Raw genomic sequence first — 26,064 nt, 5'->3', positions numbered from 1 at the left:
ACGAGTGGATAAAACCAAAGGCTCTTATACAACCATTAAGTATAAGAGCCTTTACTATTATTACGAAACAGGAGTGAAATCCATCATGCTGCACACAGGTAAAAAGACTGTCTATAAAGCTTTCGGGCTTCTTATAGCAAGCGAGATCTTAATGCCGGAGCTGCCTGAAGCCTGGACTGGGCTGCCATTCAGTGATGTTGAAATTTTGCTGGGGGATGTATCAGAAGAGTGGCGTGAGCTGAAGGATGATCTAAACGAATTTTCATTCAGCAAAGATCGCGTTTTGTTTGAGGTGGCCGATGCCGCCATATTTTCCATTGAAAAAGGCAATAGAATTATTGTCACCCCTTTAAAGAACTATGATGAAGATATCGTACGGTTATATATTTTAGGCACCTGCATGGGGGCTATCCTCTTGCAGAAAAAAATACTTCCACTGCATGGAAGCGCCATAGCTATTGATGGAAAGGCATATGGAATCATCGGCAATTCCGGTGCAGGGAAATCTACATTGGCCTCGGCACTTCTCTCGTTAGGACATGATTTCCTCAGTGATGACATAATTGCCATTTCACTTTCGGAAAATGATGGCCATCCGGAAGTCATTCCTGCCTATCCCCAGCAAAAGCTATGGAGTGAAAGCTTAGAGAACTTTGGAAAAGAAGCAGGCTCCTACCGGTCTATATACGGACGGGAAACGAAATATAATGTGCCTGTCGAGAATCGGTTTCATTCTGAACCATTGCCATTGGCAGGTGTATTTGAGCTTATTGCAGAAGATAATCAGGACAATACAATCATAACTATCCGCCATTTAAAGCGGTTTTTCACTTTTTATTATCATACCTTCCGGAATTTTTTGATTCCATCCTTAAATCTTATGGAATGGCATTTTCATATGTGTTCCAAGCTGATAAGCTCCATTCCCATTTATCAGGTAAGACGGGCCAGCAATGGGTTTACTGCTTTACAGCTGGCTGAACTAATTTTAGAAAAAGTAGAGGAGAATTAACATGAAAACCATATCGTTAGATAATGAAGTGATTCAGACACCAGGTAATTTGGTGAGCGATATGAATGGCGAAAAGGTCATGCTGAGTGTGAAGAATGGGAAATACTATAATCTCGGAGAAGTGGGCGGCGAAATCTGGATGCTGCTGGAAAAACCTATAACCGCGAATCAAATCATTTCCGCCCTTATTCAAAAATTTGATGTAAATGAAGACGAGTGCAGGGAACAGGTGACTGTGTTTTTAGAGCATCTATACAGGGAGGACCTGATTGAAAATTATTAAGCGGGAAGGATTCTTGAGGTGAACAAAATCAAAGCATTCTTATCTTTCAGTCCCAAAGTGAGATGGTTGATGCTGGAATCTGTTTTTTATCTGGGCTGGGCGCGGATCTTAAAGAGCATTCCTTTTTCAAAGACTGTGAAGACGCTTGGAGATAAAGGGTCAGAGACTTCCTACGTTGAAAAAGGAGATAGATTCCTGCTGAGGGATATTTCCTCAGCCATCAGCACCGCAAGCAGATATACAGCCTGGGAGAGCAAGTGTCTGGTCCAGGCCATAGCGGCGATGAAAATGCTGGAAAGGCGGGGGATCGATAGCACTCTCTATCTTGGTACAGCCAGGGACACAAATGGAAATATGGTTGCCCATGCTTGGCTGCGGAGCGGTCCGTATTATATAACCGGTTCTGATGGAATGGAATATTATACAGTTGTAAGCCAGTTTGCCAAGCGGTTCGACAGCCGCGTTGTTTAATGGGAACAGCGCACTGAACCCTGGCTGGTTATCGGGTGGGTCAATGCCCCTCATGGGAGGATAAAGCAGTGAGACAGTTATGGTACTTTATCAAGCAATTAGTAAAGGTTTCTGGAAATAAATTATATGTGAATATGGCAGGTATGGTATTGGTTGGATTGTTTGAAAGCTTCAGCTTGTTTTTACTGATCCCTCTGCTTGGAATTTCAGGAATTCTGCCAGCATTAAATAATGGCTATAGCGAGAAATTCGCATGGATGGCAGAGCTGCTTCAGCCCCTCTCGGAAACAGCCGGCCTTATCCTGATTTTATCCTTCTATTTACTGCTCATGCTTTGCCAGAGTCTTTTCCAAAGGTCCCAGCTTCTTATGAATATGAGGATTCAGCAAGGTTTTGCAAAGCATCTGAAAAATGATACGTATCAAAAACTTATCTATGCAAATTGGGGCTTTTATTTACGTAAAAGAAAATCTGATATTATAAATTCAATGACAACAGAGATTTCACGGGTAAGTGCGGGAACCACGCTTTTTCTGCAGATGCTGTCTTCCCTTCTATTTACAATGGTCCAAATTGGTGCTGCCTTGTGGCTTTCCTATCAATTAACAATTTTTGTAGTCTTATTTGGTGCCTCTATTATCTTTGTATCCCGAAAGTTCCTCAGGCGTTCGCATTCCTATGGCAGCGAATCAGTGAAATTGTCTCAAACATACCTGGCAGGTGTGACGGATCACTTTAATGGAATCAAAGAAATAAAGAGCAATGGGCTGGAAAAATCGCATATTAACTGGATTAACGGCATAAATCAGAAAACGGAAGAAAACATAATGAATATCATGAAAATTTCGACCGTGTCTCAAGCGTTGTTCAAAATTCTCTCTGCCGTTCTAATCACGGTTTTTGTGTTTTTTGCCATTAAATTGTACAAAGCTGATACTGCATCATTAATTCTGATCATGGTTATTTTTTCGCGGTTATGGCCCCGGTTTTCCGGCATACAATCTAATTTGGAGCAGGTATTTTCCATCCTTCCGGCGTTTAAGGAGCTGATGGACCTCCAAAGGGAATGCGAAATATCAAGGGAGAATATAATCATGAAAGAGGCTGCTCCACTCAGACTCAAGGATGGAATCGAATGCAGTCATGTTTACTTCAGCTATAATCAGGGGGCTTATGCTTTAAAGGATATTACGATTACCTTCCCAGCCAATCATATGACGGCTATCGTAGGAAAGTCCGGCGCCGGGAAAAGCACACTGATTGATCTTCTCATGGGTCTGAATATGCCTGGCAGGGGAGAAGTCCGGGTGGATGGCAAAACTCTCACAGAAGAGAGCCTTGGGTCTTTGAGGAGTACCATTAGCTATGTACCTCAGGATCCGTTCCTCTTTAATGGGACCATCAGGGATAATCTAATGGCTGTAAAACAGGATGCTACTGAAGAAGATATCTGGAATGCGCTGATTTTTTCTTCTGCAGCGGAGTTTGTCAAAAACCTGCCGAAAGGACTGGATACTTTGATAGGCGACCGTGGTGTCAGGCTTTCAGGCGGCGAACGGCAGAGGCTGGTGATTGCAAGGGCTGTCCTTAGGAAGCCGTCCATATTGATCCTGGATGAAGCAACAAGTGCGCTGGATTCAGCCAATGAAGAGAATATCCAGGAATCCCTGCAGAAATTGAAGGGACAAATTACAATCATAGTGATTGCCCATAGACTTTCAACAATCCGGAATGCCGATCAGGTCGTTGTGCTTGAGGAAGGAAGGATTGTACAGAGCGGGGGCTATAAACAGCTGGCAAATGAGAAGAGCGGAAGATTCCAGGAACTGCTTCTAAAGCAAATGGGGTAGAAATATAGGAATAATTGCAGAAAAGCGTTGACATGTTCTTTATAAAGAACTACTATAGGCATATAATATCAGATTATTGAATACACATCATCAATTGATATTTTTTTTGCTCTATTTGTTCTTTATTTAGAACAACGGTAGGAAGGTGGAACTATGAATCATTCAAGTGAAGAAAAGAGTCAGGCAAAAGAAATCAATTTGAAGGAGATCATGCTAGTCATAAAAAGGCGTTTACTCCTTGTCATTATTTTAGCCGTAATAGGCACAGCAGCTGGAGTTCTTTATACGAACATGAATCAACCGGCACCCCTATATCAAGCTTCCTCCAGAATTATCATTGATGCCAATGCTGAAAGCAGGGCCACCCTCCAGGTCATTATAAGGGATTCAGTGATCTTAAAGAAGGTCATTGAGCAGCTGGACCTGCCGAGCACTCCAGAACAGCTTGCAGGGCAGATTACTGTGATGAGCATTGAAAATTCACAGGTCGTAAATATAGCGGTCGTTGATACAGACCCAAGTATGGCAGCAGCCATTGCGAATACTACTGCACAGGTTTTCAAGGATGAAATTGTTACGATCATGGGCTTTAAAGGGGTGAAAATATTATCGCCTGCAGAAGTTGAAACTGCTCCTATTAATGAAAGAAGCAATAAGGTGATACTAATCGGACTTATTGCCGGGATCATTGGGGGGATCGGGCTAACATTCCTTCTTGATTCACTTGACGATTCACTTCGTTCGGAAGAGCTCGCAGAGGAATTGTTTGAAGTCCCTGTATTGGGACGGGTGAGCAGGATCAAGCCGAAAAAGGATAAAAAAAAGAACTACGAACAAATAGTGCGGGGTGAATCAGTTGATATTAAATAAAATAAAAAACTTTAAGTCACCCAAAAGAAGAAATTTAGTCTCCATCACAAATCCAGACTCCAGGATTTCTGAACAGTACCGTTCAATCTGGGCAAACCTTAAATATATAAAGCGGAACACAAGAAGCCAGCGGCTGCTGATTACCTCGCCGAATGAGGGCGATGGGAAATCCACCTCTGCGGCAAATCTGGCAGTCACGATGGCTATGCAAAAAGAAAAAGTGCTGCTGATTGATGCGAATTTAAGAAACCCTGCCCTTGATTATATTTTTAAGCTGACAAATGCCAGAGGGCTATCAGATGTATTGATAGGCAGCCATTCCTTTGAAGAGGCGGTACATCCTTCAAGGATTGGAAGGCTCGATATATTAACGAGCGGTCCACTGTTAGACTATCCTGCCGAACTAATAGAATCTGAGCGCATGGGCGAGCTTTTAAAAATGGCAGACTCACTCTATGACATTGTCATCATTGATGCGCCTGCCATTCTTAACATAACAGAAACGAAACTGCTTGCAAACAAGTGTGATGGAGTGGTGATCATAATAAAAGATTCTAAGACTAAGAGAGAAGATGCCTTAACAGCAAAAAAGGCCCTGAAACGTATTGAATCAAATATAGTTGGTTTAATTATGAACGGCTAAAAATTTTTAACCTGTTTGTTCTTTATTAAGAACTAATGCGTATACTCGGTGATGTCTCCTTACCGTTAGCAATGGAGGCACTCGGTCATGCTGTGGGTTCAGCCTTAGACGCCGGTCGTCGGGAGTGTGATGTGAGGGAGGGTTAAATGCCCTGTTTTATTAAAGTTTTTACCATGAAGTTTTATCAAAGACTTCATGAATAAGAACTTTAATAAAAAGTAAGGAGGAAGCCATGAAAGAACTGGATAAATATCCAAAGTCCATTGCGAAGGCCGTTCGCTATATCAAGCAGGATGCGCCTGCAGAGCAGCTCGAGGAAATCAAGAACCTTATTAATCAAGCAATCTGGAAACGGAAATTAAAGCTGTAACTCTACTATGTAAAACGAAGGAAGGATGAAATTTGACTTATCGGCAAAGATTGTCTTTATTTATCATTATTGATTCCTGCATTGTATTGACCGCCATTTACCTGGGCAGATTCCTGGTTGACCCGAACTATAAAGTGATGGCAGAACCGATTGTCGCCAGCTCCCTGGCCATTGTAACAAGCCACTTGTTTTTTTCCTTTTTATTTCATCTATACAGAAAGTCATGGGAGTACGCAAGTACAGGAGAACTCATTTTAATCCTGAAAACCGTGACTGCTACCATTATTGCAGCATCACTGATCCAATTGCTCTTATTCCAGGAAATATCTTTCCGATTGCTCGCTGTTACCTGGATGCTGCATGTAACCTTTATCTGCGGTTCAAGATTCTGCTGGCGCATGTTCAGGGATTCACTCTTTACGAGGCCTTCAAATAAAAAGAGGACCATGATTATCGGTGCCGGCAGTGCAGGGATGATGGTAGCGAGGCAGCTCCAAAAGAGCAGGGAATCAGAGCTTCTGCCTGTATGCTTTGTGGATGACGACCCTAAAAAGTATAAGCTGGAAATCTTTAATATACCCGTAATGGGCGGTATTAAGAAAATTGAAGAAATAGTAAAGGCGGAGCGCATCGAAAATATTATCATCGCCATTCCTTCCTTAAAAAGAAAAGAGCTGAATGCCATCTTCAAGGAATGTGCTAAGACCAATGCCCAGACCAAAATATTGCCAAGACTTGAGGATCTCGTAACCGGAAAAGTATCTGTAAATCAGTTCCGCGATGTCCAGGTCGAGGACCTGCTTGGACGGGATCCTGTCCATCTGGATATCGACAGTATCTCCGGCTATGTGACTGGAAAAACCATTTTGGTATCCGGTGCAGGGGGATCAATAGGATCTGAAATATGCCGGCAGATCTCTAAATTCAAGCCAGGCAGGCTGATTCTGCTGGGACACGGGGAAAACAGCATCTATTCCATTGAAATGGAGCTGATTAATAAGTATAAGGACTCAGGCATTGAATTCTTCACTGAAATCGCAGACTTACAGGATGCGCAGAAGATGATGATAGTGATGGAACGCTACCTGCCAGATGTCGTGTATCATGCTGCAGCCCATAAGCATGTGCCCCTGATGGAACGCAATCCTGAAGAGGCCGTCAAAAACAATCTGATCGGCACGAGGAATATCGCTGAAGCAGCCGGGCTGAGCGGGGTAGGAACATTTGTCATGATATCAAGCGACAAGGCTGTCAATCCAACCAGTGTCATGGGGGCAACGAAGCGGTTGGCGGAGATGGTCATACAAAATCTCGATCAGAGCAGCACGACCCGGTTTGTTGCCGTCAGGTTCGGGAATGTCCTGGGCAGCCGCGGCAGTGTTATCCCTCTCTTTAAGAAGCAGATTGAAGAAGGCGGACCAGTCACCATCACGCATCCGGATATGAACCGGTTTTTCATGACAATCCCTGAGGCATCCAAACTCGTCATCCAGGCTGGGGCACTGGCCAGGGGAGGAGAGATTTTTGTCCTTGACATGGGAGAGCCAGTCAAGATCGTCGACCTGGCAAAAAATCTTATCAAGCTGTCGGGAAATACAATCGAAGAAATCGGCGTGGAGTTCACGGGGATGAGGCCGGGCGAGAAACTATTCGAAGAGCTGCTGAACAGCAATGAAATCAATGAAAACCGGGTTCATCCGAAGATATACGTTGGACAATCTTCAGAACTATTAATTCCAGAAATAGAAGAGCTGATCGCAACCTTTGCGCTTCAGAATAAGGAGGCCATCAGGCAGAGGGTGCTTGACCTGGCAAATTATAAATCGGAGCCAGTACTGGCCTACTAAAAAGGAGTGTTTAATCGTGAGAGTGCGAAAAGCCATCATACCTGCAGCCGGTCTCGGCACAAGATTCCTGCCAGCCACAAAGGCGATGCCGAAGGAAATGCTGCCGATTGTAGACAAGCCCACAATTCAATATATCGTTGAAGAGGCGATCGAGTCGGGCATTGAAGACATCATCATCGTTACCGGAAAGGGGAAGCGGGCGATTGAAGATCATTTTGACCACTCATTTGAACTGGAGCAAAATCTGCTGGAAAAAGGGAAGCTCCAGTTGTTAAGCGAAGTCCAAAAGACTTCTAAGCTTGTAGATATCCATTATATCCGCCAGAAGGAACCAAAAGGCCTCGGCCATGCCATCTGGTGTGCCAGGAAGTTCATCGGTGATGAGCCATTCGCCGTACTGCTCGGGGATGATATTGTCCAGGCGGAAAAGCCTTGCCTGCAGCAGATGATGGAATTGTATGACCGTTATCATGCATCCATTCTCGGTGTCCAGACCGTGCCCCAGCAGGATGTTTCAAGATACGGAATTGCTGATGGCTTCAAGATTGCCGAACGCTTTTATAGCATTACGAGTCTAGTAGAAAAGCCGAAGGTAGAAGAGGCGCCCTCCAACCTGGCCATCATGGGAAGATATATTCTAAACCCAAGAATCTTCAGCATCCTGGAAGAACAGCAGCCGGGCGCAGGCGGCGAGATCCAGCTGACCGATGCGATCAGCAGGCTCAATCTTCATGAAGCAGTCTATGCCTATGACTTCGATGGAACCCGCTATGATGTCGGAGAAAAAATGGGATTCATCCAGACCACAGTAGAACTTGCACTTAAGCGCCGGGATCTTCGCGAAGAACTGCTTCACTATCTGGCTGAGATCCTTGAAAAAGAGAAAGTCGCGGACTAGACAATGGCAGGGAAGATCTTATTTTGTGCCACCGTCGATTATCATTTCAAGGCTTTCCACCTGCCTGTGATGAAGTGGTTTAAGGAGCAGGGGTGGGAGGTTCATGTGGCGGCTGGGGGAAAACTAAAGCTGCCGTTTGCTGATCAAAAGTTCGACATACCTATTCAGCGATCTCCTTTTAAACTAAAGAATATTAAAGCATACAATGAATTAAAGAGAATCATTGAAACAAATAAGTATCATCTGGTGCATTGCCATACTCCCATGGGAGGAGTAATTGGGAGATTGGCTGCCGGAGGGTCAAGAAATGACGGCACAAAGGTCGTTTATACTGCACATGGATTCCACTTTTGCAAAGGAGCTCCCTTACGAAACTGGTTAATGTATTATCCCATGGAGAAGCTTCTAGCTTCTATGACTGATACGTTAATCACCATCAATACAGAGGATTACAACCTTGCGAAAAAGAAGTTCGGCCCACAGGGCATTGAACATGTTAAAGGTGTTGGGATTAATACAGAATTATTTAGACCCATTGCCAAAAGTGAGAAATTAAACTTAAGAAGGCAGCATGGTTTAAAGGCAGAACATTTTGTCATGTTTTATGCTGCAGAATTTAACACCAATAAAAATCAGCAGCTGCTTATTCATGCATTGGCTTCGATTAAAGATCAACTTCCCAACGGGAAATTATTGCTTGCCGGAGAAGGGGTTCAACTAGAATCTTGTCAGCTGCTTGCAAAAACACTACAAGTCAGCCATATGGTTGATTTTTTAGGTTATCAGCAAGATGTACGTGAAATCCTAAACATAAGTGATGTTGCTGTGGCATCAAGCCTAAGAGAAGGACTTCCAGTGAATGTCATGGAAGCTATGTCATGCGGCCTCCCGATCATTGCGGTGAAAAATAGGGGGCATGGGGAGCTGGTGATCAATAACGTAAACGGTTGGTTAGCAGGCAATAACCCGCTTGAATTTGGTTTGAAATTGCTCGAACTGGCAGGCGATCCAGAGCTGCGTGCTGCGTTTGGAGTTAAAGGAAGAGAGTCGATTTTAAATTACTATGGCATAAACAGGGTTCTGGAAGCCCAAAGCATTATATATAAAAGAATGATAGAACAGAAGGAGCATGTGAAGTGGGCGGTCCAATAAGGGTATTGCATGTTGTGGTTAATATGAATCGGGGCGGAGCAGAAACCCTGCTAATGAACATCTACAGATCCATTGACCGATCAAAGGTTCAATTTGATTTCTTAACTTCAAAAGAAGGTGTATTTGATAAAGAAATTATTTCTTTAGGCGGGAGGATCCACCGTATTCCTTATGTAACAGAGGCCGGTCATTTTGGCTATCTAACAGCCCTTGATAATTTCTTCAATGCTAATAAAGATTACACAATCGTTCACTCGCATTTGGATAAGATGAGTGGTTTTGTTTTGAGGGCAGCGAAGAAGGCGGGGGTAACTGTAAGAATTTCCCACAGCCATGCTACAGCAAGCGAAGGAAATATAGCTGCGAAAGCATATAAATGGTTGTCAGGAAAATATATTATTCCTAATGCTACCGAATTTTTTGCATGCTCTCAATCAGCATCCAAATGGTTGTTCAATTTAAAGAAAAATGAGGCCAGGATACTTAAAAACGGTATTAAGCCAGAAGAATACATTTATTCTGCTGAATCACGAAACATACTCAGGCAAGAATGTAATATTGATCCTGATATGTATGTAATTGGACATGTAGGCAGATTTGCACGGCCAAAGAATCACTCGTTCTTAATTGATGTTTTCTATCATTATTCTAAGATTAATGAAAACTCTATTTTAGTCTTAGCAGGTGACGGACCTATGAGAGGAAGTATGCAAAAAAAGGTTCATGATTTAGGGCTGGAATCGAAGGTAAGATTTTTAGGAATAAGAGATGATGTACAGAAATTGCTGCAAGCTTTCGATATTTTCGTATTTCCTTCCTATAGTGAAGGATTGCCTGTAACCCTCATAGAAGCTCAAGGAGCCGGACTATCTTGCGTCATTTCTGATTCAATCACAAGAGAAGTGGATCTAGTCGATGGGTTAGTTACTTTTTTGCCTCTTAACAATATCGATAAATGGATAGAAACAATTCATGAAACAGCAAGTATTAAATTTATAAGAAGTAACACCAATAAAACATTAAAACAAAAAGGTTACGATATACATGAGACCGCTAATCTATTACAAGACTATTATTTAGCCTGCGGGGGGTGAATATATGAAACTGTTAACGATCTTTACTCCTACATTCAACAGAGCCTACTGTTTACACAGATGCTATGAAAGTCTGCTCCAGCAATCAAACAAGGATTTTATATGGATGATCATAGATGACGGTTCAACAGACGGTACTAGAGACTTGGTTGAACGCTGGCTTCAAGAAGAAACCATAGAAATTCAATACGTTTGGCAAGAGAATCAAGGGATGCACGGAGCCCATAACACTGCATATAAGCTGATAGAAACAGAATTGAACATCTGTATAGATTCTGATGATTATATGCCGGAGGATGCAGTTGAATCTATCTTATCATATTGGGAAAAACACGGAGATGAAAAGTTCTCTGGCATTGCAGGGCTAGATTCTTATAGTGATGGAGAAATAATTGGCACGAAGCTGCCTGGAAATATGGGTAGCTGCACACTTTTTGATTTATACAACAAACATGGTGTCACAGGTGATAAAAAGCTGGTATACCGGAGTGAATTAACAAAGCAATTCCCATATCCAGTATTTGAGAACGAGAAATATGTCGGGTTAGCGTATAAGTACTACAAGCTCGACCAGTATTATGAACTCCTGCTGCTTAATAAAGTGCTTTGCCGTGTGGAATATTTAGAGGATGGATCCTCACGAAATATGCTCAAACAATATAAAAAAAACCCAAAAGGTTTTTCTTTTTACCGAAAAGAGCTAATGAAACTGCCTTTTGCCAGTGACTTATTTAAGTTTAAGCAGGCTGTTCATTATGTATCGAGCAGTCTAATAGATAAAAATTTTAATTTTTTACTAGAGTCACCTGCCAAAATTACAACATTGCTAGCCTTACCCCTTGGAACTGTACTTTTTCTCTATGTACAGATTAAGACCAATTCTTCCTAATATTAAGATAAACAATTTGAAAGGATTAATTAGATGACTGTCCTTTGGGTTAATCTTATTTTAGTGTCTGTATGTTCATTCTTTTCCAGATATTTCGCTGTACAAACATCCGCATTAGGTTCTTATGTAAGAGTAAGGCCCAATGGCTTGTTAATAGTTGGAGCGGTTTTATCATTAATTCTTATATCTGGACTTCGGAATAGCATTGGTGATACCTACTATTATATGCATGCATACAGTATGCATGAATTCACATGGGATTTTGTAAAATCCCAGAAGGATATGGGCTTTGGGGTATTTCAGATGCTCTTAAAGAAATATTCTTCTGATCCTCAAGTCTTAGTATTTACAACCGCCTTAATAACTAATGTGCTAATCATAGTTACATTATATAAACATTCTAGAATGATAGAGCTGAGTATCTATGTATATATAACCAGCGGTCTTTATTTAGTATCTATGAATGGGATACGCCAAATGCTCGCAGCATCAATTGCATTTGCAGCAACTTACTTTTTATTCAGAAGGCAAGCTTTTTATTACATATTAGTAGTGATAATTGCCTCAACCATACATGAAAGTGCATTAATATTAATACCTGCATATTTTTTATCTGGTTATAGAGCTTGGTCCAAATCCACAATATATCTGCTTGGAGCAGCTGTTCTCTTTGCCGTCGGTTATAACCAAATATCTTCATTTTTATTTGCAGCTATTCAAGATTCCCAATACTCCCATTACGAGAATTTTTCTGAGGGAGGGGCAAATATAATAAGGGTTGGAGTACAGGCAGTACCACTTATTATTGCCTACCTTGGGAGAGATAAGCTGAGACTCATCAATCCATATAGTGATTATATAGTCAATATGTCACTCATGGGTTTTGTTTTTATGATTATTTCAACACATAACTGGATATTTGCAAGATCAGCTATATATTTTAGTTTATACCAGCTGTTGCTGATTTCATGGATCATTCTTCTCTTCAAAAAGAAGGAACAGAGATTGGTGTATTTTGCATTATTGATATGTTATTTTGCATTTTATTACTATGAAAGTGTAATAAGCCTTGACGTTATATATAGAAGTAATTTTTTCTCTTTATAGGCTATCGGGGTGATTAGGAGGGCATTTTTATAATGGATAATATAGATAAATTCACCGAAGCTCAGTTAATTCAAGTCCTGTCATATTCAATTGATAAAGATAAAAAGGGCCAAGAGGTTAAACTTATAGAATTTATAGATGATATTAAATGTCAGATAATAAATTGCATAAACAAGTGCGAGGACAATGAAGGGGTTTTCTAAATTGAAAAGAATATTTGATGTGTTCGCGTCCATAATACTATTATTTTTCCTTATGCCCTTTATTGTCATAATAGGTATTGCAGTTAAATGTAAAATAGGGTCCCCCATAATATTCAAACAAAAACGTGCAGGTTATAAGGGAAAGGAGTTTTTTTTATTTAAATTTAGAACTATGAAAGAAGACGTTGATAGTGTTGGGAACTTACTTCCAGATCATTTAAGGCTTACAAAGCTTGGGAGTTTCTTGCGCAAGTATAGTTTAGATGAGCTCTTACAGTTGATTAATGTAATAAAAGGAGATATTAGTATTGTGGGTCCTCGCCCTTTGTTAATGGATTATTTGCCTTTATATACTGCCTCTCAAGCAAAAAGACATTCTGTTAAACCAGGAATAACTGGCTGGGCACAAGTGAATGGGAGGAATGCAATCAGTTGGGAGAAAAAATTCGAGCTCGATATTTGGTATGTTAATAATCAATCTTTCTTACTGGACCTTAAAATCTTGTTTATGACTATCTGGAAAGTATGCAAATCTCAGGGGATAAATCAAGAAGGTAATGCTACGGTTGAACCATTTAAGGGCAGTATCAAAAGTGTTGGCGAGGGAAGCTGATGAAGATAATAATTATTGGCCATGGGGGCCATAGCAGGGTAATCCAAGATTTAGTAATCAAAATGGATGGTTGTGAGATAGCAGGATTCCTAGATGAGCGGTATAAAGAACTGAAGGAAAAAGAAGGGCTGTATTATGGACCGGTAGATTCAATCCATATTCTCTTGAAGGAATTTACAAATATTAAGGCTGTTCTAGGTATTGGTGACAATCAGACACGTAAAATGCTTTATGAACGACTAAATATCCCTTTGGATAACTACACCACTCTAATTCACAAATCCGCAATTATAAGTCCAAGCGCTACTATAGGTAACGGCACAGTTATTATGGCAAACACGGTAATTAATTCTTCCGCCTCTATTGGGAACCATTCAATTATTAACACGGGAGCAATAATAGAGCACGATAATAAAATTAGCAATTATGTGCATATCTCACCTGGGGCTACCTTAACAGGTGCAGTAAAGGTTTGCGAAGGAGTCCATGTTGGAGCAGGTGCCATTGTTATACCAGGAGTGAGAATAAAGGAGTGGTCAGTCATTGGAGCAGGAGCTGTGGTTACTAAAGATATTCCAAGTAACTGCAAAGCGACAGGAGTTCCTGCTAAAGTAAAAACAGTGAAAGTGGGTGTATAAATGACTACTTACTTAAAAGAGAGGATTTTTCTATCTCCGCCTCACATGAGCGGTAATGAAATGAAATATATCCAGGAAGCGGTCGATTCTAACTGGATTGCTCCATTAGGTCCCAACGTCGATGCATTTGAAAAAGAAATAGCAAGCTATATAGGAGCCAATGAAGCTGTTGCAGTTAGTTCAGGAACTGCAGCCATTCATTTGGCTCTTTGTTTATTAGAGGTGAGTGCAGGGGACAGGGTTTTCTGCTCAAGCTTTACCTTTGTAGCAAGTGCGAACCCGATTTTATATGCAGGAGCCGAGCCTGTATTTATTGATTCTGAACCGGAAACATGGAATATGTCTCCTGAGGCGCTTGAGAGTGCCTTAATCGACGCAAAAGTTGAGAATAAGCTGCCCAAGGCTGTGATTGTCGTCAATTTGTATGGTCAAAGCGCAAAGATGGATGAACTGTTGGCACTTTGCCGGCAATATGATGTCCCTATGATTGAGGATGCTGCCGAATCACTGGGTTCTATATATAAGGGGAAGTCCAGTGGTACGTTTGGGAAGTTTGGGGTATTTTCCTTCAACGGGAACAAGATTATCACTACTTCCGGTGGTGGAATGCTTGTGTCAGATGACAAAGATGCACTCCAAAAAGCCAGGTTTCTTTCCACTCAAGCCAGGGACCCAGCTCTTCATTATCAGCATAGCAGCATTGGTTACAATTATCGAATGAGCAATATCCTGGCGGGAATTGGGAGAGCTCAGCTGGAAGTCCTGGATAAACGTGTTGAATGTAGAAGGGCTATTTTTCAACAATATTTTGATGAATTGAACTTCCTGCCAGGTATCAGCTTCATGCCTGAACTGATAGGTACGATATCCAACCGCTGGCTTACAGCTATGATAATAGATGAAGCTGTGACCGGAATTTCCCCACAGAAAATCCTTCTTAAACTGGCTGAAAATAATATTGAAGCAAGACCAGTCTGGAAGCCGCTGCATTTGCAGCCCTTATTTAAAGGGGCAGCATTTTACTCCCACAGTGAGGGATGTATATCTGAGAATCTATTCAACAGGGGAATCTGCCTCCCATCTGGTTCTAATATGGATATTGGCGATATGGAACGGATCATAGGCAGTATAAAGTCTGCGATGAGCATACCTGCTCGGTCTAGTTAACTTCGCCAATAAATATGAGTAATGAGGTCATTTTATGATTGGAAAAACTATAAGCGAATTGCGCAAAAGACGGGGTCTCTCCATTTCCGAGCTTGCTGACAGAGCCGGAGTTTCCAAGTCTTATATAAGCAATATTGAAAGAAATATCAATAAAAATCCTTCCATTCAAATCATAACCAAAATTTCGGCCGTACTGGACACAGACATCAAAACTTTGCTAATAAAGGAATCACCAGAAAAGTGCCGGGAGTTGGATCAAGAATGGATTGAGTTTGTGCATGATTTACAGGACTGCGGTGCAGAAAAGGAAAATATCCACCAATATAAGACATTAATTGAATTTATTAAATGGCAGGCAAAGACCAAGGTGAAGAAATAAGGAGAGATCAGAGCGTTGGACAAAATACCAAAAATCATTCACTACTGCTGGTTCGGGAATAAGGAAAAGCCTCCGATCGTCAAGCGCTGCATCCAAACCTGGAAGCAGGTACTGCCCCATTATGAGATTGTGGAATGGAATGAAACCAGCCTTGATCTTAGAAGCAATCAATATGTCATTGAAGCGTATAACAGCGGGAAGTTCGCCTTTGTCAGCGATTATGTAAGAGTATATGCTCTTTACCATTTCGGGGGAATTTACCTGGATACAGATGTTGAGGTTTTCCAAAGCTTTGATGACCTTTTATTTCACAACTCTTTTTGGGGATTTGAACAGGAAAATTTTATTGCCACAAGTACGATTGGTGCAGAAAAGGGCAATAAAGTCATTGAAATGTTCCTGGAATCTTATGAGAAAAGATCCTTCATCCTGGACGGAGGAGCCCAAGATACACTCACAAATGTAGCGGTGGTCACCAGCCTCTTAAAAAGCCTGGGGATAAGAATGGACGGCACAAAGCAGGTCCTGCCAGGGCTCGGTGCCTTTTATCCGCAGACTTTCTTTTCTCCCTATGACTATATTAACTGCCGGAAGTTTATTACGGATGATACGTATGCGATGCATCATTTTTATAAGAGCTGGCTGTCTCCGAAGGCCAAACTTAAAAGCGCGGGAAAAACGTATCTAGCAAAGATCATAGGCGGTAATAATATATACAGGCTGCGACAGGCAATATCAAGAGTGCAGGTGAAATCATGAAGAACAGAATCTTGCTGGCCACATTCGACATGGAAGTGGGGGGAGTGGAAAGAAGCCTTCTCAATATGTTGAATGACTGGGATTATGAGAGACACAATATCAATCTATTGCTTTATAGGCACCAGGGAGCATTCATGGAATTCCTTTCTAATCAGGCCAATTTAATAAAGGAAATTCCAGAGTACGCAACCTTCCGAAAATCTGTAAAGGAATTAGTAGCAGAAAAGAACTTTAAAATCGCTTACACACGAGTGCTCGCTAAATGGAAGGCAAAGCAATTCGCAAAAGCAAGCAACTTTAGTGATTCCGGCTATCTGCAGATGCAGCTGATGTGGAAATATGCACTCCCATACCTACCGCAATTAAATGAAGAATACGATGCTGCCATCAGTTATCTATGGCCGCATTATTTTGTAGCTGAAAAAGTAAAGGCGCGCAAAAAAATTGCCTGGATCCATACCGATTACTCAACAATAGATACAAACATAGAGTTGGATTTAGAAATGTGGAATAAATTTGATGACATTGTGGCAGTGTCTGAGGCATGCAGGGAAGCCTTCCTGAAAAAGTACAAGCCCCTTGAAGCTAAGGTTTCAGTCATAGAAAACATTAATTCACCTGATTATGTTAAAAAAATGGCTAAGGAAAAAGTAGAGAATCAGATGATGCAGGATAATCGGTTTAAGCTATGCACTGTAGCAAGGTTATCACATGCTAAGGGAATAGATCAGGCTGTCAGAGCCCTAAGAATATTAAAAGATAAGGGGCACGATAATATAGCCTGGTATGTGGTTGGATATGGAGGAGATGAAGGTGAAATCCGGAGGCTGATTAATGACCTTGGTGTGGGCGATCAGTTTATACTGCTGGGTAAACAGATTAATCCTTATCCATATATAAAAGCTTGTGATCTATATGTTCAACCTTCTAGGTATGAAGGCAAAGCTGTAACGGTGACCGAAGCTAAAATACTTGGAAAACCAGTTATTATTACCAGTTATCCTACAGCGTCGAGCCAGATAGTAGATGGGGTAGATGGAGTTATAGCTGAATTAAATCCGGAGGGAATCACTAAAGAAATCATTAGATTAATAAATAACAAGACGTTAAGGCAGGCACTGATCAATAATACAAAAAATAGTAATTATTCAAATATTCAAGAATTAAACAGACTGTATGAATTATGTCAGGAGGTTTAATCTTGCTTCCAAAAGTCAGTATAATTGTTCCGGTTTTTAATAACGAAAAGTACCTACCGCTTTGTATAGAAAGCATAATAAACCAAACGTATGATAACCTTGAAATTATTATCATTAATGATGGTTCATGCGACAAATCAGAAAAGATAATAAAGAGATATCAAAACAATGACTCTAGGATTGAGTATAGATATCAACAAAATAGCGGTCCATCTGAAGCAAGGAATAATGGGCTGAGAGTATCAACAGGGGAATACATTGCTTTTATTGATTCGGATGACACTGTTAACTCTCTGTACATTGAAAAGTTAGTAGAAAAGCTGGTTGCCACAAATTCAGAATTAGCCTGTTGTGGATATGTGGAAATATCGAAATTTGGGCAAAAAAAACTAACAGATTTTAAATTCACTACCAGTGTGAATGTAAATGAATTTACTGATTTAGTTTGTAAAGGCACAGGTGGAGTCCTATGGGGGAAGATCTTTAAAAGGAGCATTATTGCAGAAAATCATGTCTTTTTTGACCCGAATATATTTATGTCGGAGGATTTAGTTTTTGTACTTCAATATATTACCCATTGTAATCGTTTTGTCGCAATTCAAGAATATTTATATCATTATAATAGATTAAATGAAAGCAGCATAAGTTCAAACATTTCGATAGCATATATGGAAAACTTTATATCTGTAAGTCGCAGAATCCGACCTTTATTAGAAAGAAATCTCAATGAAGCAGAAGAAGTAAATAAAATATTAACCCGAAGATATCAAGATGTAGTTATTTTACTTGTAGATCAGCAGTGCAAAAAAGCAGGAAGCACTGGCTTTAGACAAGCTGCTGATAATGTAAAACTGATACTTAATAACCCTGATATAAGAAATTACAGCAGCTACTTTTCTACAAGCAACGTGATTTTTAAGCCTTACATTTACTTATTAAGAAATAAGCGTTCACAAACAAGCATTATCTATGGAATTTTCCTGAATTCGCTAAGAAGGCTCAAAGCCAATACAAGAAGAATGATTAGGTGAATTTATGAAAAAATGTTTGTTATTGATTCGCTGCCTTTTGCGACGCACAGAGCCTGGAGGATTCTAAATAAATGATTTATTAGTACAAATATATATGTTGGTGATAACCTTCAATATACAGTGATTATATTGATAAGAAAGGAGCGAATTAGATGAAGAAGGTATTTGTAGATATTTATTTAAATTTTAATTTAGGGGATGATCTATTTTTAGATATTCTCTTAAGCAAGTATCCTAATACTCAATTTACGATAAATTATCTTGGCAATGATTATAATGATTTTATTTCTGGGTATACGAATGTCCAGAAAAGAAAATATACGCTAATTAACAAAATTGGCCAGCGTCTAAAAATTAGTGATTCAATTACTAACTATGATCGCGTGGCTGAGGAACACGATACACTAATTTTTATAGGAGGCTCTATTTTCAGAGAAGAAGATTATCATAAAGACTTATACAGAGATCGAGTTAATTTAGTAACAGAGTTTAGAAAGAGAACTAAGCCTGTGTATGTTTTAGGTGCAAATTTTGGGCCGTTTCATTCTGAAAGATTCTTAGAAGATTACCGACATTTTTTTTTAATGTGTGAAGATGTATGTTTTCGAGATTTATATTCGTACCAACTTTTTAAGGAATTGGATCAGGTGAGATATGCACAGGATATAGTATTTGGTTTAAATGTGGATGAATTTAAGACCATTAAGCCAGTTCTTAATAGGGTAGGTTTATCCATCATTGATGTTACGCATAAACAAGGACTGTCTCATTATCAGGAAGAATATTTTAGCACGACTATAGCTGCAATCGAGGCATTAGTTGAAAGAGGTTATGAGTGCTATTTAATGTCTTTTTGTGAAGGTGAAGGCGATTTAAATATAATAAGAAAGATGGTAGGGCAGCTAAAAAATACAGTATCTAATAAAGTACATGTATTTAACTATACGGGGAATCTCAAAGAAGCTATATCATTGATAGCTTCTTTTAATTTGCTTATAGCAGCTAGATTTCATGCCAATATTCTTGCGCTTTTACTAGAAGTTGGACTTTTGCCAATAATATATAGCCCAAAGACAGAAAACATGTTGTCCGACCTCCAATTAGATAAATTATTAATTCGAATGGACCAATTAAGCCTTCAAGTAGAGGCTAGTACACTAATAAAAGCCATAAATAATAAAGTTAGCAGCAATACCTTTTTAGATAAAACGGATCAGTTTGAAAAATTAAATGAATTTCTATTTAAAGATCAAAAGCTGTTGAAGAGAGTGTGAAACCCCTTTATTACTGTTAGTTTGAAAGGGAATTTAAAACTAAAGCGGTGGATATATTATGAAAAGCCAATTAAAGTCAGGCGCCATCCTGTCCTATATTTCACTTATGTTGAATAGTGTAATTTCAATTATTTATACACCAGTAATGCTCGACTTACTAGGTCAATCACAATATGGATTATTCAGTCTGGCATCGGCAGCAGTGGGGTTTGTTAGTATAATAAACTTTGGACTAGGAAATGCTGTAATCAGATACACAGCTAAAATTGATAAAAAAGATGAAGAGGCACGTTCAAATCTTTTTGGTACTTTTTTTATAATGTATGTCATCTTAGGGCTTATAGCGCTAATAGTAGGAATTATTCTAGTCTTATATTCTCATATATTTTTTGCTGACACTTTAAGCCCCTCAGAATTTAAAACTTTGAAATTACTCATGGTCATTTTGGTAATGGGTACTGCATTAGGTATAGGAACCGGTTTCTTCAGCGTAATATCTCTTGCATATGAGAAATTTATATTTCAAAAACTGCTTACAATATTATCTGCTATATTAAACCCCATAGTGATGCTGCCTCTTCTTCTTCTTGGATATGAATCAATAAGTATGGCAATTGTAACTACATCTATTAGTATCTTGAATATATTTGCCAATATGTTTTACTGTTTTAAGATTTTAAAAGTAAAAATTAAATTCACGAAGTTTCAAAATGGTTTATTTAAGGAAATTATTACATTCTCTTCATTTATATTCATTAATATGATTATTGATAAAATTTATTGGTCCACTGATCAAATATTACTTGGGATTTATAGTGGTACTGTTGCTATTTCAATTTATACAGTAGGTGCAACTTTTACAGGCTATTTTTCTGGCTTCGCTACCGCCATTTCCAATGTTTTTTTAAGTAGAGTTACAGTGATGGCAAGTTTGAAGAATCCTATGGCAACATTATCTAACTTGTTTATAAAGCTAGGCAGGATCCAATTTATAGTTTTATCTTTTTTAATGGGTGGATTTATCGTATATGGCCGTGAGTTTCTTAATTTATGGGTAGGTGAGCAATATAAAGATTCATTTATTGTGGCTGTTCTAATTCTCATTCCCATGATTTTATCATTAATCCAGAGTATTGGTGGAGTTATTTTACAGGCTATGAATATACTGAAATTTAAAACTTACTTGTATTTGGTTATAGCATTATTAAACTTAATTTTAAGTACGTTCTTAGTTCAAAAATGGGGAGCGATAGGATGTGCAGCTGCAACTGGAATAGCATTTACAATTGGAAACATAATAATAATGAATTTATATTATTGAAAAAAAATATCAATAGATATACCACTATTTTGGAAGAACATTTTTAGTTTGAGTAAGTCTCTCTTGATATGTGTCCCTGCCGGTTTACTATTGAATAACTATTTACCAGCCAGTGGATGGTTTTTATTTATAGTTAAGATCACAGTCTATACATTAATATACACTTGTTTAATATGGTTTTTAGGCATGAATAAGTATGAACAAAATTTAGTTAAAGAGCCGTTGAAAAGACTATTCCAAAGATTCATCAAAAATAAAACTATTGGGTTATCCTCATAGTTATTTTTAAAATTCATAAGTCAGAGAGCAGTTGTACGCTTTTCTCTTTTCTGTGGAATCAATAGCTTTGTATAGATTTAGATTTATCACCTTTATTTTAGAAATTGGGGATGATACGCAAATGATATTCGGCGGAGAAAGAATTTTAGTACACTCCAGCTTTGTAGAGGGATAGCGGCTATATCTGTAGTCTTCTACCACGGAGGCCAGTTAGAACCTTTTAAGATCTTAAAACGAAGTGATAAACATGCCTTAAAGGAGCTGCCATCCTAATAATGCTGCTCCTTAATTTGTTCTGTCGCAAAGACGAGGGAGATCTCTACTCTACTTTTCCAACTCTGAATGGAGAACCACTATTTATTTTTTTGTGGTTACTACTTCTATGTATTGTATCTTCTTATCTAATTATTGTTATTTTACCTACTTGTAATAGGGATTTATTGAATAAGGAAGAAAAGCCCAAATTTTAGGCAGTGGGAAAGTGGCAAGCTGACATACCATTCCGAGAATTCTAATTAGGTAGTAGTCTTACAGATAAGATTTTGAACAAGCATTAACGGGAAAGGATGATGTGGAATTTGGAATGAATAGGATTATGATTAACGTAAATGTCCCAATATAAATGAGATGGGGTAGTTAAATTGGTAAGACAGAGCCTAAAAGAAAACTTGATATTGAATTTTCGCATTATGGATAAATTTTTAGACGGAAAGGTTTCAATATATTTAGACTTGATCAGAGGTTTAGCCGCCATCTTAGTTGTAATGGAACATTTAAGTCCTCTATTGTTCAGCTATTCAAATGAAAGTTCAATTATTCAGGTTTTGTTTATGGTAAACCTGCTAGGTGGAGCCTCAGTAAGGATTTTCTTTGTACTTAGTGGTCTTTTTATATCCAGAAGTATTATAAGGTCTTTTTTGGATGGAAAATGGAGTTGGGCTTCATATCTAATTAATCGTTTTTCTAGACTGTATGTTGTTTTATTACCTGCTTTATTGTTAACCTTCACACTGGATGGGCTATCTTCAAATCTATTTAATAGTCACCTTAATCCAACAAATCAATCTATTTTTACTTTCTTTGGGAATCTACTATTTTTACAAGAAATTATCCTCCCTACGTTTGGTTCTAACCACCCTTTATGGAGCTTGAGTATTGAATTCTGGTTTTATTTAATTTATCCACTTTTACTATTAGCAGCAATGAGGAGCACTAAGTTAATTGTTAGAGTTTTATCTTTTATTTTGGGTTTATGTATTTTTGGCTTCCTAGGATTAAAAATAAGTTTCTATTTCATTATATGGTTTTTAGGCAGTGTCATTTTGTTTATGCCGGCTTTTTCCTTAAGAAAAAAATGGTCTGCTCTAATTCCTTCTTTTTTCTTTTTTATAATTTCAACATTCTTAAGACCGCTAGCCAATACAGATAAACTAGGAGAAGGAAAGATAATATTACATGCAGTAGATATTTCAATAGCTGTATCTTTTGTATTGTTTATTTATGTACTCATAAATACTAATTCAAATAAGATAACAAGTAATAAACCAATGTATTATAATATAATAGATAAAATATCAAAAACATTAGCTGGCTTTTCATTTAGCCTATATTTAATTCATCAACCCATATTAATGTTTCTCAACGGCTTGGGTAGGTATTTTGGTTTTGTGAGAATGAATCCAAGTGTTATAACATTTAGCATCGAGATAATTTTGGTAATGTTGATGTGCCTGCTGGCATATTATTTTTCACTTGTTACAGAAAGAAAAACTACACTCTTACGAAATTTTTTAGTTTATAGAATAAATCACCAAATAAAATCTAAACAGGCAGCATGATTATAAAGTATCAATTATAGAAAGAAGAGATGATTATTTCCCCTCTTCTTTCTATATTACTGCTAGCTAGAAGATAATGATTTTACAATTATTAGCTCATTTTGGTCCAAAGGCAAAATTGTATAATCTACTATAAAGATTGACTCAAAAAGGAAGTCCGTTAAAGTAGGAGAAAGAAATCAATCTGACAGAATCTTAATTAGGGCAGTTTCAATGTAATAGAAAACGTCCATGTGGAAATAAAAGCCCGATCACCTTCCAAACCCGCCTCCAGCAATTATTGACCGTATCCCATTCAAAAACCGATTTCCCATTTCCATTCCCGGAAACCGCGGTCTCAAATTCCAATTCCTCATGCCCGAGAACCTTGGGTTCCTTATATTCCTTCAAACTCTTAACCTATTCTTTCATACTATTCCTCCGTTCATCTGCTGTAGGAGCAGGTTCCGTTTTCAAAATCCTGGAATTTTACAATTTCTATATTGCCGGCTTATCTACGCTGTAGTATTCGATGATGTATGTCAGCAAAAATATTGAATGGGCCGGTATATGTAATCCATGGGCAACGGATGATTCGGTAAAGTTTTCTTTCACTCCGGATTTGTTGTCGAAGGCTTGAAGTGTCACGTTTAAACCGACGATGTCATGGTCGACATCAAAGATAGTTTCATAACTTTATGAGTCTCCGGTGTTATGGTATCTGGGTCAATGACTGTGATTATTGCTGTATCATGGAAGCCGCCTTCCTTTTTTGTTATCGTGACGATGGCGTCCTGGTGATGCTGGAGTGGCCATTCTCTATTCGGAAATATTAGAAAAGATGCAGATGATAGTTTGGCTGGCCCCATTTGCGGGCTTAATGATTGCTGAAAAGGTCTGTCCGCTGTCTCGGATAGCAAGTGGCAGGCCATACATAAACTTCCTAAACGATTTTTCCTCCTTTTTTCCTATAGGTTAATTTGTTCTCTTTGTTAAGAATGAAGAAAAGGAGCGGTTATGGGAAAAAATAAATAGGTCATAACTCCTTTAAAATGTTCTTTAAAAAGAACAAATCATATATTATAATCATATTAACAACTTTGAGAGTGCGCGTAACGTTCTGTATAAAGAATATTGTCGAGAAGGGAAGAAAGAAAATGAAAAACGTAAGTAAGAATGCTATTCCTAAAGTACTATCCCACCAGCCTGTCCAGTTTGAAACTGCCCAGAGCTGGAATCCTGGCCGGGGAAATCAAGATCACCCTGGAACTGGAAATGGGGGCATCCATTTTCCGCCTGGCAATCCTAACCCTCCTGGTGGAGCAGGTACCCCGGGACGGGGAAATGGCAGAAATAAATAATAACTGCATTTATCTCACAGTTAGAGGAGTAAGGACACATGTTAGAGATCTTTACTACGGTAGGTGAGCATCAAGTCCATATCAGCTGCAAATCTAAAAATCTCGTAAAAGAGATACATGAAAACTTCTTTAGAGTACCCGGTGTAGCATTGGAAGCTGATATGACGATCTGGATAGAGGATGGATATGGAATTCCTTTTCAAGATTATGATGTAACGATTACAAAGGAAGAAAGCGAAATTGTTTTTAGGAGAAGTGACTATTTAATTTCTGCTTCCCGTGATTACCGTCAGGCAAAAATAGCCGTTCATGATGAGCTCGCGTTAAAGCATGCTTTGCTGACTCTGTACAGCTCCTTCATTGTCCATCATAACTGGGGCCTGCTTATCCATTCCTCCTGCGTAATTGAGGGAGGAAAAGCCCATATCTTTGCTGGACAATCCGGCGCCGGCAAGTCCACTGCAGCAAAGCTCTCTTACCCAAGAGAGCTGCTGTCGGATGAAGCTACGCTCGTCAAGGTATCCGCAGGGGAAATCAAAGTCTTTGATTCTCCGTTCCGCAGTGAACAGAAACGGTCTGGTGACAAAGAGCCGGTGCCGCTCCATTCCATCCAGCTGCTGTATCAGGCTTTGCAGAATAGAAGAGTGATGATAAAAAAATCAGAGGCATTGCTTGAGCTGATGGATAAGGTTTTTTATTGGAGGCATGAGGCTGAGGAAACGCAGAAGATTTGGGGCCTCCTGATGCAGGTGATCAGCCGCACACCGGCCTACAGGCTTCATTTCCAGAAGAACAACACATTTTGGGGGCTGATTTCCTGATGAGTTTATATATTCAAAGAAAAAACTATGAGGCAGCCCAGCTCGAAGATGAGTGGGTGATCCTTAATACTGATACATTCACCATTACCCGGCTGAACGAAGCGGGAGGTGCCTGCTGGTCGCTCTTAAAAGAGGCGCATTCGGCAGAAAGCCTGTCTCGAGAGTTGGGTAGTATGTTCAGTGCTGAAGCTCACCACCTAAGGAAGGATGTCGAAGTGTTCCTGCAGGAGCTGGCTGGAGTCGGGTTAATTCAACATGCTGGATGAATCCATCATCCAGCTTTTAAAAGCTTCTATTAAAAAAGAAGGGTGGATTGAGCTTCCAGCTTCCGGACTTAGCATGTTTCCTGTATTGAAGAATGGGGATGTCTGCCGTTTTGTCCGCTGTGAACCGGCTTCTCTTTCAAAGGGACATATTGTGTTATTTGAGCTGAGGGGCCAGCTTATAGCCCATCGCTTCATCCAGCGTCTCTCCACAGATGACGAGGACATTTTTTTATTTAAAGGAGATACCAATCTCGCTGTGGATGAGCCTGTTTCTGAGGGCAGGATTATTGGGAGACTTGCTGTAATCAGGAGAAGCGGCAATGAGCTTGGGACCTCGGGTGCCGCATTTAATTTGTGGGGAAAGCTTATCACCGGATATCCTCTGCTGACTATTATCCTGCGCAGGTTCCTATATCAGAAAAACCGGTTCAGCCAAAAGGTGTGACTAAA

27 protein-coding genes are annotated in these 26,064 nt (G+C 39.3%); all 27 read left to right on the top strand.

What is annotated here, in order from left to right; genetic code table 11:
• The first annotated feature begins 85 nt into the window (after nt 1-85).
• The 27 genes from V1501_RS19370 (at nt 86) to V1501_RS19240 (ending at nt 26,059) form a co-directional block, all read left to right on the top strand.
• Nucleotides 86-1,012, top strand: coding sequence for an aldolase (locus tag V1501_RS19370; protein ID WP_409290507.1), 927 nt, complete (start codon nt 86-88; stop codon nt 1,010-1,012).
• A 1-nt stretch (nt 1,013) separates the two neighbouring features.
• Nucleotides 1,014-1,295 (top strand): lasso peptide biosynthesis PqqD family chaperone, encoded by a 282-nt coding sequence (locus V1501_RS19365; RefSeq protein ID WP_409290506.1) that lies wholly within the window; start codon nt 1,014-1,016, stop codon nt 1,293-1,295.
• A gap of 69 nt (nt 1,296-1,364) precedes the next feature.
• The gene (locus V1501_RS19360) at nt 1,365-1,766 is read left to right on the top strand and encodes a lasso peptide biosynthesis B2 protein (RefSeq protein WP_409293466.1); all 402 of its coding nucleotides are present in this window, start codon (nt 1,365-1,367) and stop codon (nt 1,764-1,766) included.
• A 68-nt stretch (nt 1,767-1,834) separates the two neighbouring features.
• Nucleotides 1,835-3,616 carry an ABC transporter ATP-binding protein gene (locus tag V1501_RS19355; RefSeq protein WP_409290505.1) on the top strand — a complete coding sequence of 594 codons (1,782 nt, stop codon included), beginning with the start codon at nt 1,835-1,837 and terminating at the stop codon, nt 3,614-3,616.
• A gap of 153 nt (nt 3,617-3,769) precedes the next feature.
• Nucleotides 3,770-4,486, top strand: coding sequence for a YveK family protein (locus tag V1501_RS19350; protein ID WP_409290504.1), 717 nt, complete (start codon nt 3,770-3,772; stop codon nt 4,484-4,486).
• On the top strand, nt 4,473-5,129 hold the full coding sequence (locus tag V1501_RS19345) for a CpsD/CapB family tyrosine-protein kinase (protein WP_409290503.1): 657 nt from the start codon (nt 4,473-4,475) through the stop codon (nt 5,127-5,129). Before V1501_RS19350 ends, V1501_RS19345 begins: the two co-directional genes overlap by 14 nt.
• 232 nt (nt 5,130-5,361) lie before the next feature.
• Nucleotides 5,362-5,499 (top strand): hypothetical protein, encoded by a 138-nt coding sequence (locus V1501_RS19340; protein ID WP_409290502.1) that lies wholly within the window; start codon nt 5,362-5,364, stop codon nt 5,497-5,499.
• 32 nt (nt 5,500-5,531) lie between these two features.
• Entirely contained in the window at nt 5,532-7,346 is a 1,815-nt protein-coding gene (locus V1501_RS19335) for a polysaccharide biosynthesis protein (protein WP_409290501.1), read from the top strand.
• Between the two features lie 16 nt (nt 7,347-7,362).
• Nucleotides 7,363-8,244, top strand: coding sequence for a UTP--glucose-1-phosphate uridylyltransferase GalU (gene galU / locus V1501_RS19330; protein ID WP_409290500.1), 882 nt, complete (start codon nt 7,363-7,365; stop codon nt 8,242-8,244).
• Nucleotides 8,245-8,247: 3 nt separating this feature from the next.
• Nucleotides 8,248-9,396, top strand: coding sequence for a glycosyltransferase family 4 protein (locus V1501_RS19325; RefSeq protein WP_409290499.1), 1,149 nt, complete (start codon nt 8,248-8,250; stop codon nt 9,394-9,396).
• A complete protein-coding gene (locus tag V1501_RS19320; protein WP_409290498.1) occupies nt 9,381-10,490 on the top strand; it encodes a glycosyltransferase family 1 protein in 1,110 nt (369 codons plus the stop codon). The genes V1501_RS19325 and V1501_RS19320 overlap by 16 nt, the downstream gene beginning before the upstream one ends.
• 4 nt (nt 10,491-10,494) lie before the next feature.
• A complete protein-coding gene (locus tag V1501_RS19315) occupies nt 10,495-11,379 on the top strand; it encodes a glycosyltransferase (RefSeq protein ID WP_409290497.1) in 885 nt (294 codons plus the stop codon).
• A 33-nt stretch (nt 11,380-11,412) separates the two neighbouring features.
• On the top strand, nt 11,413-12,486 hold the full coding sequence (locus V1501_RS19310) for an EpsG family protein (RefSeq protein ID WP_409290496.1): 1,074 nt from the start codon (nt 11,413-11,415) through the stop codon (nt 12,484-12,486).
• A 204-nt stretch (nt 12,487-12,690) separates the two neighbouring features.
• Nucleotides 12,691-13,302, top strand: coding sequence for a sugar transferase (locus V1501_RS19305; protein WP_409290495.1), 612 nt, complete (start codon nt 12,691-12,693; stop codon nt 13,300-13,302).
• Nucleotides 13,302-13,940: an acetyltransferase gene (locus V1501_RS19300; RefSeq protein WP_409290494.1), complete on the top strand. Its 639-nt coding sequence runs from the start codon at nt 13,302-13,304 to the stop codon at nt 13,938-13,940. Before V1501_RS19305 ends, V1501_RS19300 begins: the two co-directional genes overlap by 1 nt.
• A complete protein-coding gene (locus V1501_RS19295; RefSeq protein WP_409290493.1) occupies nt 13,941-15,107 on the top strand; it encodes an aminotransferase class I/II-fold pyridoxal phosphate-dependent enzyme in 1,167 nt (388 codons plus the stop codon). It abuts the gene before it with no gap.
• A gap of 34 nt (nt 15,108-15,141) precedes the next feature.
• On the top strand, nt 15,142-15,486 hold the full coding sequence (locus V1501_RS19290; RefSeq protein ID WP_409290492.1) for a helix-turn-helix domain-containing protein: 345 nt from the start codon (nt 15,142-15,144) through the stop codon (nt 15,484-15,486).
• A 6-nt stretch (nt 15,487-15,492) separates the two neighbouring features.
• On the top strand, nt 15,493-16,245 hold the full coding sequence (locus V1501_RS19285; RefSeq protein WP_409293465.1) for a glycosyltransferase family 32 protein: 753 nt from the start codon (nt 15,493-15,495) through the stop codon (nt 16,243-16,245).
• Nucleotides 16,242-17,444 carry a glycosyltransferase gene (locus V1501_RS19280; RefSeq protein ID WP_409290491.1) on the top strand — a complete coding sequence of 401 codons (1,203 nt, stop codon included), beginning with the start codon at nt 16,242-16,244 and terminating at the stop codon, nt 17,442-17,444. The genes V1501_RS19285 and V1501_RS19280 overlap by 4 nt, the downstream gene beginning before the upstream one ends.
• Before the next feature lie 2 nt (nt 17,445-17,446).
• A complete protein-coding gene (locus V1501_RS19275; RefSeq protein ID WP_409290490.1) occupies nt 17,447-18,475 on the top strand; it encodes a glycosyltransferase family 2 protein in 1,029 nt (342 codons plus the stop codon).
• A 152-nt stretch (nt 18,476-18,627) separates the two neighbouring features.
• A complete protein-coding gene (locus tag V1501_RS19270; protein WP_409290489.1) occupies nt 18,628-19,749 on the top strand; it encodes a polysaccharide pyruvyl transferase family protein in 1,122 nt (373 codons plus the stop codon).
• A 58-nt stretch (nt 19,750-19,807) separates the two neighbouring features.
• Nucleotides 19,808-21,070, top strand: a complete 1,263-nt coding sequence (locus V1501_RS19265) for an oligosaccharide flippase family protein (protein WP_409290488.1) — start codon at nt 19,808-19,810, stop codon at nt 21,068-21,070.
• A 920-nt stretch (nt 21,071-21,990) separates the two neighbouring features.
• Complete coding sequence (locus V1501_RS19260; protein ID WP_409290487.1) at nt 21,991-23,187, top strand: acyltransferase family protein; 1,197 nt, start codon at nt 21,991-21,993, stop codon at nt 23,185-23,187.
• A 1,136-nt stretch (nt 23,188-24,323) separates the two neighbouring features.
• A complete protein-coding gene (locus V1501_RS19255; protein WP_409290486.1) occupies nt 24,324-24,527 on the top strand; it encodes a hypothetical protein in 204 nt (67 codons plus the stop codon).
• 38 nt (nt 24,528-24,565) lie between these two features.
• Nucleotides 24,566-25,348, top strand: a complete 783-nt coding sequence (locus V1501_RS19250) for a hypothetical protein (RefSeq protein ID WP_409290485.1) — start codon at nt 24,566-24,568, stop codon at nt 25,346-25,348.
• Nucleotides 25,348-25,614, top strand: a complete 267-nt coding sequence (locus tag V1501_RS19245) for a PqqD family protein (protein ID WP_409290484.1) — start codon at nt 25,348-25,350, stop codon at nt 25,612-25,614. The genes V1501_RS19250 and V1501_RS19245 overlap by 1 nt, the downstream gene beginning before the upstream one ends.
• Entirely contained in the window at nt 25,604-26,059 is a 456-nt protein-coding gene (locus tag V1501_RS19240) for a hypothetical protein (protein ID WP_409290483.1), read from the top strand. Before V1501_RS19245 ends, V1501_RS19240 begins: the two co-directional genes overlap by 11 nt.
• The last annotated feature ends 5 nt before the right edge of the window (nt 26,060-26,064 follow it).

This window comes from Paraperibacillus esterisolvens (genome assembly GCF_046237625.1).
Taxonomy (GTDB): domain Bacteria; phylum Bacillota; class Bacilli; order Bacillales; family DSM-1321; genus Paraperibacillus; species Paraperibacillus esterisolvens.
This window is presented reverse-complemented; position numbering and strand designations above follow the sequence as displayed.